The sequence below is a fragment of the Ensifer sp. NM-2 genome (genome assembly GCF_003024455.1).
In the GTDB taxonomy this organism is placed as follows: domain Bacteria; phylum Pseudomonadota; class Alphaproteobacteria; order Rhizobiales; family Rhizobiaceae; genus Ensifer; species Ensifer canadensis.
On record NZ_PVZR01000008.1, the window covers coordinates 249,618 to 261,781 of the forward strand.

7 protein-coding genes are annotated in these 12,164 nt (G+C 59.5%); 6 read left to right on the top strand and 1 reads right to left on the bottom strand.

What is annotated here, in order from left to right; genetic code table 11:
* Nucleotides 1–155: 155 nt before the first annotated feature.
* The 6 genes from rplK (at nt 156) to rpoC (ending at nt 11,372) form a co-directional block, all read left to right on the top strand.
* Nucleotides 156–584 (top strand): 50S ribosomal protein L11, encoded by a 429-nt coding sequence (gene rplK / locus C6558_RS18330; RefSeq protein ID WP_025426655.1) that lies wholly within the window; start codon nt 156–158, stop codon nt 582–584.
* Between the two features lie 4 nt (nt 585–588).
* Nucleotides 589–1,287, top strand: coding sequence for a 50S ribosomal protein L1 (gene rplA / locus C6558_RS18335; RefSeq protein ID WP_025426656.1), 699 nt, complete (start codon nt 589–591; stop codon nt 1,285–1,287).
* A gap of 332 nt (nt 1,288–1,619) precedes the next feature.
* A complete protein-coding gene (gene rplJ, locus C6558_RS18340; protein ID WP_025426657.1) occupies nt 1,620–2,138 on the top strand; it encodes a 50S ribosomal protein L10 in 519 nt (172 codons plus the stop codon).
* Between the two features lie 58 nt (nt 2,139–2,196).
* Nucleotides 2,197–2,574: a 50S ribosomal protein L7/L12 gene (gene rplL / locus C6558_RS18345; RefSeq protein ID WP_025426658.1), complete on the top strand. Its 378-nt coding sequence runs from the start codon at nt 2,197–2,199 to the stop codon at nt 2,572–2,574.
* 266 nt (nt 2,575–2,840) lie between these two features.
* The gene (rpoB, locus tag C6558_RS18350; protein ID WP_025426659.1) at nt 2,841–6,980 is read left to right on the top strand and encodes a DNA-directed RNA polymerase subunit beta; all 4,140 of its coding nucleotides are present in this window, start codon (nt 2,841–2,843) and stop codon (nt 6,978–6,980) included.
* Nucleotides 6,981–7,166: 186 nt separating this feature from the next.
* On the top strand, nt 7,167–11,372 hold the full coding sequence (gene rpoC / locus C6558_RS18355; protein ID WP_025426660.1) for a DNA-directed RNA polymerase subunit beta': 4,206 nt from the start codon (nt 7,167–7,169) through the stop codon (nt 11,370–11,372).
* Between the two features lie 119 nt (nt 11,373–11,491).
* Here the strand turns inward: rpoC and C6558_RS18360 are convergent, their stop codons facing one another.
* Nucleotides 11,492–11,788, bottom strand: a complete 297-nt coding sequence (locus tag C6558_RS18360) for a hypothetical protein (protein ID WP_025426661.1) — start codon at nt 11,786–11,788, stop codon at nt 11,492–11,494.
* Nucleotides 11,789–12,164: the final 376 nt, after the last annotated feature.

The window sequence follows — 12,164 nt, forward strand, 5'->3', positions numbered from 1 at the left end:
CGCATGCGCGTGGAAGGACGTCGGCCTTAGCCGGGACGAAGGGTCCGCACCACGCAACCGCAGCCGCCGATCCCTGATCGGCTACATGCCGGGAAACCGGCGCAACAGTTCCTCGTTTCGATCCGTCGCGATGAGGCAATGAGAGGCAGAGAGAAATGGCTAAGAAAGTTGCAGGCCAGCTCAAGCTGCAGGTGAAGGCAGGGTCGGCCAATCCGTCCCCGCCGATCGGTCCTGCACTCGGTCAGCGTGGCATTAACATCATGGAATTCTGCAAGGCGTTCAATGCCGCCACGCAGGAAATGGAAAAGGGTATGCCGATCCCGGTCGTCATCACCTATTACCAGGACAAGTCGTTCACCTTCGTCATGAAGCAGCCGCCGGTCAGCTACTTCCTGAAGCGTGAATCGAAGATCACGTCCGGTTCGAAGACCCCAGGTAAGGCCAAGGCTGGCTCGATCACCAAGGCTCAGATCCGCACGATCGCAGAGGCCAAGATGAAGGACCTCAACGCGGCCGATATCGAAGGCGCAATGGCAATGGTCGAGGGCTCTGCCCGCTCCATGGGCCTGGAAGTGGCGGGCTAAGACCATGGCGAAGATTGCAAAGCGTGTACAGAAGTCCCGCGAGGGCATCGACCCGACGAAGATCTACGGCCTCACCGAAGCCGTATCGCTGGTCAAGGAACGTGCAACTGCCAAGTTCGACGAGACTGTTGAAGTCGCGATGAACCTTGGCGTTGACCCGCGCCACGCCGACCAGATGGTTCGCGGCGTCGTCAACCTGCCGAACGGCACGGGCCGCACGGTTCGTGTTGCCGTGTTCGCACGTGGTGCCAAGGCTGATGAAGCCAAGGCTGCCGGTGCAGACATCGTCGGCGCTGAAGAGCTCGTCGAAATCGTTCAGGGCGGCAAGATCGACTTCGATCGTTGCATCGCGACCCCGGACATGATGCCGCTCGTCGGCCGCCTCGGTAAGGTTCTCGGCCCGCGCGGCATGATGCCGAACCCGAAGGTCGGAACGGTCACCATGGACGTTGCCGGTGCCGTCAAGGCATCCAAGGGCGGCGCCGTCGAATTCCGCGTCGAGAAGGCTGGTATCATCCACGCCGGCATCGGCAAGGCTTCGTTCGACGCCAAGGCTTTGGAAGAAAACATCCGCGCCTTCGCTGACGCGGTCGTCAAGGCGAAGCCTGCTGGCGCCAAGGGCAACTACGTCAAGCGCGTAGCGATTTCGTCGACCATGGGCCCGGGCCTGAAGATCGACCCGGCAACGCTCAGCGTCGCCTAATGAATTTCGGGCTTCGGCCCGAGCAATAATTTCCGGCCCTTCGGGGCCGGAAATCCGGATCTCGATCCGGAACTCCTGTCCGAGATTGCGGGTGGTTTTACCTTAATCACTTCGGCCTGCATGAGACGGGTAAGATCTGAATTTCACGATGACGCCGGAGGCGTCGAAATTCGGTTCGAGCCTCGCTTGCCTTGTGTCAGACCCGGCTTTCCGGGAACGCCAAGGGACAGGATCCTCAAGCGTTACTTGGGATCTTTTTTGAGATCCCTGGTGACAAAGGCAAACCCGGCAGGGGCTGCAGTTCATGCAACCCTGTCAACTGGAGACAGACAGTGGAAAGAGCGGAAAAACGCGAATTCGTCACGGAGCTGAACGAAGTCTTCAAGGCTTCCGGTTCGGTTGTCGTGGCCCACTATGCTGGTGTCACAGTTGCGCAGATGAACGACTTCCGTTCGAAGATGCGCGCTGCTGGCGGCACCGTCAAAGTCGCGAAAAACCGCCTGGCCAAGATCGCTCTTCAGGGCACCGAGTCGGAAGGGATGACAAATCTCTTCAAGGGTCAGACGCTGATCGCATTCAGCCAAGACCCGATCACGGCTCCTAAGGTCGTCATGGATTTCGCCAAGACCAACGACAAGCTCGTTGTTCTCGGTGGTTCCATGGGAACAACCACGCTCACCGCCGAAGCAGTCAAGTCGCTTGCGACCCTGCCTTCGCTGGACGAGCTGCGCGCAAAGCTGCTGGGCCTTCTCAATGCCCCGGCAACCCGCGTTGCTACGGTTGTTGCAGCACCGGCAAGCCAGCTTGCCCGCGTGTTCGCCGCCTATGCCAAGAAGGACGAAGCCGCCTAAGGCGGATTTTCGCTGTTGTATTTAAAACCAGTTCGAACCGAACAAAAGGAAAAGTAAAATGGCTGATCTCGCAAAGATCGTTGAAGACCTCTCCTCGCTGACCGTCCTGGAAGCTGCTGAGCTTTCCAAGCTGCTCGAAGAGAAGTGGGGCGTTTCTGCAGCTGCTCCGGTAGCTGTTGCTGCTGCTGGCGGCGCCGGTGCTGCTGCTCCGGTCGAAGAAGAAAAGACCGAATTTGACGTTATCCTCGTTGACGCTGGCGCCAACAAGATCAACGTCATCAAGGAAGTCCGCGCCATCACCGGTCTCGGCCTCAAGGAAGCCAAGGACCTGGTCGAAGGCGCTCCGAAGCCGGTCAAGGAAGCCGTTTCGAAGGCTGAAGCTGCTGACCTCAAGAAGAAGCTCGAAGACGCTGGCGCCAAGGTTGACGTCAAGTAATTCGGCATTTTGCAAGGGGAGGTGGCCATTTCGGCCGCCTCTCTTTGACCGTTTTTAGAACATATTACCCAAAAGCCTGTCGCAAAACGGCTTTTGGGTAATGGGTTCTTCAAGAGGATGGTCTCGAACGGAATTCAGCACAGCAATCCGCGCTGGGCGTTTTCCGCAAGTTAGACGAGATTGAACTACTCATTGATTGACGGGGTCGACTGGCCATCGGTTCCCGTCCGTTGCAGGCCCGGATGCAAGATTGACAAGGAGCGACGATGGCTCAGACCCTTTCGTTTAACGGTCGCAGGCGCGTACGCAAGTTTTTTGGTAAAATTCCAGAAGTCGCAGAAATGCCGAACCTCATCGAGGTTCAGAAGGCATCCTACGACCAGTTTCTTATGGTTGAAGAGCCCAAGGGCGGACGCCCTGATGAGGGCCTTCAAGCCGTTTTCAAATCGGTTTTCCCGATCAAGGATTTCTCCGGCGCTTCGATGCTCGAGTTCGTGTCCTACGAATTTGAACAGCCGAAGTTCGACGTCGAAGAATGCCGTCAGCGCGATCTGACCTACGCAGCACCGCTCAAGGTGACCCTGCGCCTGATCGTGTTCGATATTGACGAGGATACCGGCGCGAAGTCGATCAAGGACATCAAGGAACAGAACGTCTACATGGGCGATATGCCGCTCATGACCGACAACGGTACCTTCATCGTCAATGGCACCGAGCGCGTTATCGTTTCGCAGATGCACCGCTCTCCGGGCGTGTTCTTCGACCATGACAAGGGCAAGAGCCACTCTTCCGGCAAGCTGCTCTTCGCTGCCCGCGTGATCCCGTATCGCGGTTCCTGGCTCGACATCGAGTTCGATGCCAAGGATATCGTCCACGCCCGTATCGACCGCCGCCGCAAGATCCCCGTGTCTTCGCTTTTGATGGCGCTCGGCATGGACGGCGAGGAGATCCTCGACACCTTCTACACGAAGTCGCTCTACCAGCGCGACGGCGCTGGCTGGCGCGTGCCGTTCCAGCCGGATGCGCTGAAGGGCCAGAAGGCGATCACCGAGATGGTCGACGCCGATACCGGCGAAGTGGTTGTCGAAGCTGGCAAGAAGCTGACGCCGCGCCTGCTGCGCCAGTTGCAGGACAAGGGTCTCAAGGCCCTGAAAGCGACCGATGACGACCTCTATGGCAACTACCTTGCCGAAGACATCGTCAACTTCTCGACCGGTGAAATCTACCTCGAAGCAGGCGACGAGATCGACGAGAAGACGCTTCCCGTCATTCTGTCGGCCGGCTTCGACGAAATCCCGGTTCTCGACATCGACCATATCAATGTCGGCGCCTACATCCGCAACACGCTGACCGTAGACAAGAACGAGAACCGTCAGGATGCTCTGTTCGATATCTACCGCGTAATGCGTCCGGGCGAACCGCCGACCATGGATTCTGCGGAAGCCATGTTCAACACGTTGTTCTTCGATGCCGAGCGTTACGACCTCTCGGCCGTCGGTCGCGTGAAGATGAACATGCGTCTCGACCTTGAAGTGGCTGATACCGTTCGTATCCTGCGCAAGGAAGACATCCTGGCTGTCGTCAAGATGCTGGTCGAGCTGCGTGACGGCAAGGGCGAAATCGACGACATTGACAACCTCGGCAACCGCCGTGTTCGTTCTGTCGGCGAACTGATGGAAAACCAGTACCGCCTTGGTCTGTTGCGCATGGAGCGCGCGATCAAGGAACGCATGTCGTCGATCGAAATCGATACCGTCATGCCGCAGGACCTGATCAACGCCAAGCCGGCTGCCGCCGCCGTCCGCGAATTCTTCGGCTCCTCGCAGCTGTCGCAGTTCATGGACCAGGTGAACCCGCTTTCGGAAATCACCCACAAGCGCCGTCTTTCGGCACTTGGCCCGGGTGGTCTGACCCGCGAGCGCGCAGGCTTCGAAGTCCGTGACGTTCACCCGACGCACTACGGCCGTATCTGCCCGATTGAAACGCCGGAAGGCCCGAACATCGGTCTGATCAACTCGCTTGCAACCTTTGCCCGCGTCAACAAGTACGGCTTCATCGAAAGCCCGTACCGTAAGATCGTTGACGGCAAGGTGACGAACGACGTCGTTTATCTCTCCGCAATGGAAGAAGCGAAGTACCACGTCGCCCAGGCAAACTCGGTTCTCGATAGCGATGGTGCGTTCTCGGAAGAGTTCGTCGTTTGCCGTCATGCCGGCGAAGTTATGCTGGCACCGCGTGACAACATCAACCTGATGGACGTTTCGCCGAAGCAGCTCGTTTCGGTCGCCGCGGCGCTCATCCCGTTCCTGGAGAACGACGACGCCAACCGCGCACTGATGGGCTCGAACATGCAGCGTCAGGCCGTGCCTCTGCTGCGCGCCGAAGCTCCGTTCGTCGGTACCGGCATGGAACCGGTCGTTGCCCGCGACTCCGGCGCTGCCATTGCAGCCCGTCGTGGCGGTGTCGTCGACCAGGTCGATGCGACCCGTATCGTTATCCGCGCCACCGAAGACCTCGATCCGTCGAAGTCGGGCGTCGATATCTACCGTCTGCAGAAGTTCCAGCGTTCGAACCAGAACACCTGCGTCAACCAGCGCCCGCTGGTCACCGTCGGTGACGTTCTGAACAAGGGCGACATCATTGCTGATGGTCCGTCGACCGATCTCGGCGATCTGGCACTCGGCCGCAACGCGCTCGTCGCGTTCATGCCGTGGAACGGCTACAACTACGAAGACTCGATCCTGTTGTCCGAGCGCATCGTGCGTGACGACGTGTTCACCTCCATCCACATCGAAGAATTCGAAGTGATGGCGCGTGACACCAAGCTGGGTCCGGAAGAAATTACCCGCGACATTCCGAACGTTTCGGAAGAAGCGCTGCGTAATCTCGACGAAGCCGGCATCGTCTACATCGGTGCTGAGGTTCAGCCGGGCGATATCCTGGTCGGCAAGATCACGCCGAAGGGCGAAAGCCCGATGACGCCGGAAGAAAAGCTTCTGCGCGCCATCTTCGGTGAAAAGGCTTCCGACGTGCGCGACACGTCCATGCGCATGCCCCCGGGCACGTTCGGCACCGTCGTCGAAGTTCGCGTCTTCAATCGCCACGGCGTTGAGAAGGACGAGCGCGCGATGGCGATCGAGCGCGAGGAAATCGAACGACTGGCCAAGGACCGCGACGACGAACAGGCGATCCTCGATCGTAACGTCTACGCACGTCTCGTCGACATGCTGCGCGGTCACACCGCGGTTGCAGGTCCGAAGGGCTTCAAGAAGGGCACTGAGCTGTCCAACCTCGTCGTCAGCGAATATCCCCGCTCGCAGTGGTGGATGTTTGCCATCGAAGACGAGAAGGCTCAGGGCGAGATCGAAGCGCTTCGCGCCCAGTACGACGAATCCAAGTCGCGCCTTGAACAGCGCTTCATGGACAAGGTCGAAAAGGTCCAGCGCGGCGACGAAATGCCTCCGGGCGTCATGAAGATGGTCAAGGTCTTCGTCGCTGTTAAGCGCAAGATCCAGCCGGGCGACAAGATGGCCGGCCGTCACGGCAACAAGGGTGTCGTGTCGCGTATCGTGCCGATCGAAGACATGCCGTTCCTGGAAGATGGTACGCACGTCGACGTCGTTCTGAACCCGCTCGGCGTGCCTTCGCGCATGAACGTCGGCCAGATCCTCGAAACCCATCTTGGCTGGGCTTGCGCCGGCATGGGCAAGAAGATCGGCGCGATGCTCGATGCCTACAAGGCAGGTGCCGATATCCAGCCGCTGCGCGACACCATCGACAGCGTCATCGGGTCGGGCCCGAAGGGTGAGCCGATCAAGCAGTACGACGACGAGTCGATCGTACGGCTTGCCGAGCAGACCCGTCGTGGCGTTTCGATCGCGACGCCGGTCTTCGACGGTGCTGTCGAAGCTGACGTCAACGAGATGCTGGAGCAGGCGGGCCTGAAGGTAACCGGTCAGTCGACGCTTTATGATGGCCGTACCGGCGATCAATTCGACCGCCAGGTGACCGTCGGCTACATCTACATGCTGAAGCTGAACCACCTTGTCGACGACAAGATCCACGCCCGTTCGATCGGTCCTTACTCGCTCGTCACCCAGCAGCCGCTGGGCGGCAAGGCGCAGTTCGGCGGTCAGCGCTTCGGGGAAATGGAAGTCTGGGCGCTCGAAGCCTACGGCGCCGCCTACACCCTGCAGGAAATGCTGACGGTGAAGTCGGACGACGTGGCCGGTCGTACGAAGGTCTACGAAGCGATCGTCCGTGGCGACGATACCTTCGAAGCGGGCATTCCCGAGAGCTTCAACGTTCTCGTCAAGGAAATGCGCTCGCTGGGCCTCTCGGTCGAACTCGAGAACACCAAGGTCGACGAACTCGGTGCAGCGCAGCTGCCTGACGCAGCCGAATAAGAAACATCAAGGTGCGTGCCGCGTCGCGGCGCGCACCGCTTCCTCCGCAAGGCTTCATTGGCAAGCGAGAGGAACGGGGCCGCATCAAATGCGGTTTTAGCTGTTTATGGGGCAGAGGGGCCGGCGCCCGGGATTTGTCGGCACTCTCGCCAAGCTCAGGGCGTTAAGCCCGTAAAGGAGACAGGCATGAACCAAGAGGTCATGAATCTTTTCAATCCGCAGGTGCCTGCACAGACTTTCGATTCCATCCGGATTTCGATCGCCTCGCCGGAGAAGATTCTTTCCTGGTCTTACGGTGAGATCAAGAAGCCGGAGACGATCAACTATCGTACGTTCAAGCCGGAACGTGACGGTCTCTTCTGCGCTCGTATCTTCGGTCCGATCAAGGATTACGAATGCCTGTGCGGCAAGTACAAGCGCATGAAGTACAAGGGCATCATCTGCGAAAAGTGCGGCGTTGAAGTTACGCTGTCGCGCGTTCGCCGTGAGCGCATGGGCCATATTGAGCTCGCCGCTCCCGTTGCCCACATCTGGTTCCTGAAGTCGCTGCCGAGCCGCATTTCGACGCTGCTCGACATGACGCTGAAGGATGTCGAGCGCGTTCTCTACTTCGAGAACTACATCGTCACCGAGCCCGGTCTGACGTCGCTGAAGGAAAACCAGCTCCTCAGCGAAGAAGACTACATGCTCGCCGTCGACGAGTTCGGCGAAGATCAGTTCACCGCGATGATCGGTGCTGAAGCGATCTATGAAATGCTCGCTTCGATGAACCTCGAGAAGATCGCTGGCGATCTGCGTTCGGATCTGGCCGAGACCACCTCGGATCTGAAGCAGAAGAAGCTGATGAAGCGGTTGAAGATCGTCGAGAACTTCATGGATTCCGGCAATCGCCCGGAATGGATGATCATGAAGGTCGTTCCGGTGATCCCGCCGGACCTGCGCCCGCTCGTGCCGCTCGACGGCGGCCGTTTCGCGACGTCGGATCTGAACGATCTCTATCGCCGCGTGATCAACCGTAACAACCGTCTGAAGCGTCTGATCGAACTGCGCGCTCCAGGCATCATCATCCGCAACGAAAAGCGCATGCTGCAGGAATCTGTGGACGCGCTGTTCGACAACGGCCGTCGCGGTCGCGTCATCACCGGCGCCAACAAGCGTCCGCTGAAGTCGCTGTCCGACATGCTCAAGGGCAAGCAGGGCCGCTTCCGTCAGAACCTGCTCGGCAAGCGCGTCGACTACTCCGGCCGCTCGGTTATCGTGACCGGTCCGGAGCTGAAGCTGCACCAGTGCGGTCTTCCGAAGAAGATGGCGCTCGAGCTGTTCAAGCCGTTCATCTACGCTCGCCTCGACGCCAAGGGTTATTCCTCGACCGTCAAGCAGGCCAAGAAGCTCGTCGAAAAGGAAAAGCCGGAAGTCTGGGATATCCTGGACGAGGTCATCCGCGAGCATCCGGTTCTGTTGAACCGCGCACCGACGCTGCACCGCCTGGGCATCCAGGCCTTCGAACCGACCCTGGTCGAAGGCAAGGCCATCCAGCTGCACCCGCTCGTCTGCACGGCCTTCAACGCCGACTTCGACGGCGACCAGATGGCCGTTCACGTGCCGCTGTCGCTCGAAGCGCAGCTCGAAGCACGCGTGCTGATGATGTCGACGAACAACATTCTGCACCCGGCTAACGGCGCGCCGATCATCGTTCCGTCGCAGGACATGGTTCTGGGTCTCTACTATCTGTCGATCCTGAACCAGAACGAGCCCGGCGAAGGCATGGCGTTTTCTGACATGGGCGAGCTGCATCACGCGCTCGAAACCAAGTCCGTGACACTGCACGCCAAGATCCGTGGCCGTTTCAAGACCGTCGATGCCGAGGGCAACCCGGTTTCGAAGATCTACGAAACCACGCCTGGCCGCATGATCATCGGTGAACTGTTGCCGCGCAACGTCAACGTGCCGTTCGAGACCTGCAACCAGGAAATGACCAAGAAGAACATCTCCAAGATGATCGACACGGTCTACCGTCACTGCGGTCAGAAAGACACGGTCATCTTCTGCGACCGCATCATGCAGCTCGGCTTTGCCCATGCTTGCCGCGCCGGCATTTCGTTCGGCAAGGACGACATGGTCATTCCGGACACCAAGGTGAAGATCGTCGGCGATACTGAAGCGCTCGTGAAGGAATACGAGCAGCAGTATAATGACGGCCTCATCACCCAGGGCGAAAAGTACAACAAGGTCGTTGACGCCTGGGGCAAGGCTACCGAGAAGGTCGCCGACGAAATGATGGCCCGCATTAAGGCTGTGGAGTTTGACGACAACGGCCGTCAGAAGCCGATGAACTCGATCTACATGATGTCGCACTCCGGCGCCCGTGGTTCTCCGAACCAGATGCGTCAGCTGGGCGGCATGCGCGGCCTGATGGCCAAGCCGTCGGGTGAAATCATCGAGACGCCGATCATCTCGAACTTCAAGGAAGGTCTGACCGTTAACGAGTACTTCAACTCGACCCACGGTGCCCGTAAGGGTCTGGCCGACACCGCCTTGAAGACCGCGAACTCGGGCTACCTGACGCGTCGTCTCGTCGACGTGGCGCAGGATTGCATCGTCAACTCCGTCGATTGCGGCACCGAGAATGGCCTCACCATGACGGCGATCGTCGATGCCGGTCAGGTTGTGGCTTCGCTTGGCGCTCGTATTCTTGGCCGTACGGCTCTGGACGACATCGATCACCCGGTCACGGGCGTTCGTCTCGTCGACGCCGGCCGGATGATCCTGGAACCCGACGTCATCGAGATCGAAAAGGCTGGTATCCAGTCGATCCGCATCCGTTCGGCGCTGACCTGCGAAATCCAGACGGGCGTTTGCGGCGTCTGCTACGGCCGCGACCTGGCACGTGGTACGCCGGTCAACATGGGCGAAGCGGTTGGCGTTATCGCTGCACAGTCGATCGGTGAACCGGGCACCCAGCTCACCATGCGTACCTTCCACTTGGGCGGTACGGCGACCGTGGTCGACCAGTCGTTCCTGGAAGCGTCCTACGAAGGCACGGTACAGATCAAGAACCGCAACATGCTGCGCAACTCTGACGGCATCCTTGTCGCCATGGGTCGTAACATGGCCGTCCAGATCCTCGACGAACGTGGTGTCGAGCGCTCCTCGCAGCGTGTCGCCTACGGTTCGAAGATCTTCGTCGACGATGGTGACAAGGTGAAGCGCGGTCAGCGTCTTGCCGAGTGGGACCCCTACACCCGTCCGATGATGACGGAAGTGGAAGGTACCGTTCACTTCGAAGACGTCGTCGACGGCATCTCCGTGCTCGAAGCGACCGACGAGTCCACCGGCATCACCAAGCGTCAGGTTATCGATTGGCGTTCGACGCCGCGCGGTACCGACCTGAAGCCGGCGATCGTCATCAAGGACAAGAACGGCGCGGTCCTGAAGCTGTCGCGTGGTGGTGACGCCCGCTTCATGCTTTCGGTTGACGCCATTCTCTCGGTTGAACCGGGCACGAAGGTTTCCCAGGGTGACGTGCTGGCACGTTCGCCGCTGGAAAGCGCCAAGACCAAGGATATCACCGGTGGTCTGCCGCGCGTTGCCGAACTGTTCGAAGCACGTCGTCCGAAGGATCACGCCGTCATCGCTGAGATCGATGGTACGATCCGCTTCGGCCGCGACTACAAGAACAAGCGTCGCGTTCTGATCGAGCCTGCTGAAGACGGTGTTGAGCCGGTCGAATACCTGATCCCGAAGGGCAAGCCCTTCCATCTTCAGGATGGCGACTACATCGAAAAGGGCGACTACATCCTCGACGGCAACCCGGCGCCGCACGACATCCTGGCGATCAAGGGAGTGGAAGCACTCGCTTCCTACCTGGTCAACGAAATCCAGGAAGTCTACCGACTGCAGGGCGTTGTGATCAACGACAAGCACATCGAAGTCATCGTTCGTCAGATGCTGCAGAAGGTGGAAATCACCGATGCCGGCGACTCGACCTACATCGTCGGTGACAATGTCGATCGCATCGAGCTCGAAGACGTCAACGACGGCCTGATCGAACAGGGCAAGAAGCCGGCATACGGCGATCCGGTCCTGCTCGGCATCACCAAGGCCTCGCTGCAGACACCGTCGTTCATCTCGGCGGCGTCGTTCCAGGAAACCACCAAGGTGCTGACCGAAGCGGCGATCGCCGGCAAGGTCGACGGCCTGCAGGGTCTGAAGGAAAACGTCATCGTCGGCCGTCTGATCCCGGCTGGTACCGGCGGAACGATGACGCAGATCCGCCGCATCGCGACGGCGCGCGACGAGATGATTCTCGAAGAGCGTCGCAAGGGTACGGGCGCAGATGTTGCCACCCCGATGCTCGCCGATCTCGCGAAGGAAAACGCAGCGGCCGAATAATGGGAGGAGGGCGTTCTCGCCCTCGTTTCCTCAAATCAGAAAAGCCGCCCGGAGCGATCCGGGCGGCTTTTTCATTGTGGTAGGCTGGAAGGGGAGGCGACGTTGGGGCGTCGACGGCCTCAGCTGAAACGGATGATCGCAACTTCGCCTTCGAGGGCGCCCTGGTAGGCCGAGGCATGCGGCTCCTCGTTCGGCACGTCTGTCAGTGTGCCGATCTGATCGAGGTCGGCCTCCAGGAAGCCTTCCTCGGCGAGCGCGTTCAGCGCCTCGCGCACGGCCGTATCGTCGTCGGGTGCGCGCAACATCACGTGAATGTCCACGCCTTCGTCGTCTCCGTCGGTCTCATAGGCCTTGCCGATGATGATGAAGACCATCGGCTCGTCCGGTGCATTGTCGTTGTCAGGCGTGACGCTCATTGAATATCCTTTCGAGTGCGCGGCCGACTTTAGCGCCCTTTTCAGTGCAGCGCGAAAGAAATAGCTGCGAGGCCACAGGCTTTGGCGACTCGGCAGAATCATGGCGGTGGAAAACCGTCACAAACTGGTTGCCGATTCCTTAACCCTGTTCGAAGCTGTCTGTGTTCAAGTGCAGACAGGGTCGCCAGGACCCACCCCGACACCCGCCAAAGCCTTGTTTTCCGGGCATGGCGGGTCTGTTGGCGGGAGAATATTTGTTAATTGCCCTTGACTGTCGGCCTTGAAATCAGTACACCCCGCCGCATCGGAGCCCATGTGAGGCTGGCTGGTTCGGAACGTCGCGTTCTGGAGTTCGCCTCAAACAAGGTTCGAAACG

Coding starts and splice junctions, on each gene's coding strand:
- rplK (WP_025426655.1), top strand. CDS start 156: ATGGCTAAGAAAGTTGCAGGCCAGCTCAAGCTGCAGGTGAAGGCAGGG.
- rplL (WP_025426658.1), top strand. CDS start 2,197: ATGGCTGATCTCGCAAAGATCGTTGAAGACCTCTCCTCGCTGACCGTC.
- rpoC (WP_025426660.1), top strand. CDS start 7,167: ATGAACCAAGAGGTCATGAATCTTTTCAATCCGCAGGTGCCTGCACAG.
- C6558_RS18360 (WP_025426661.1), bottom strand. CDS start 11,788: ATGAGCGTCACGCCTGACAACGACAATGCACCGGACGAGCCGATGGTC.
- rpoB (WP_025426659.1), top strand. CDS start 2,841: ATGGCTCAGACCCTTTCGTTTAACGGTCGCAGGCGCGTACGCAAGTTT.
- rplA (WP_025426656.1), top strand. CDS start 589: ATGGCGAAGATTGCAAAGCGTGTACAGAAGTCCCGCGAGGGCATCGAC.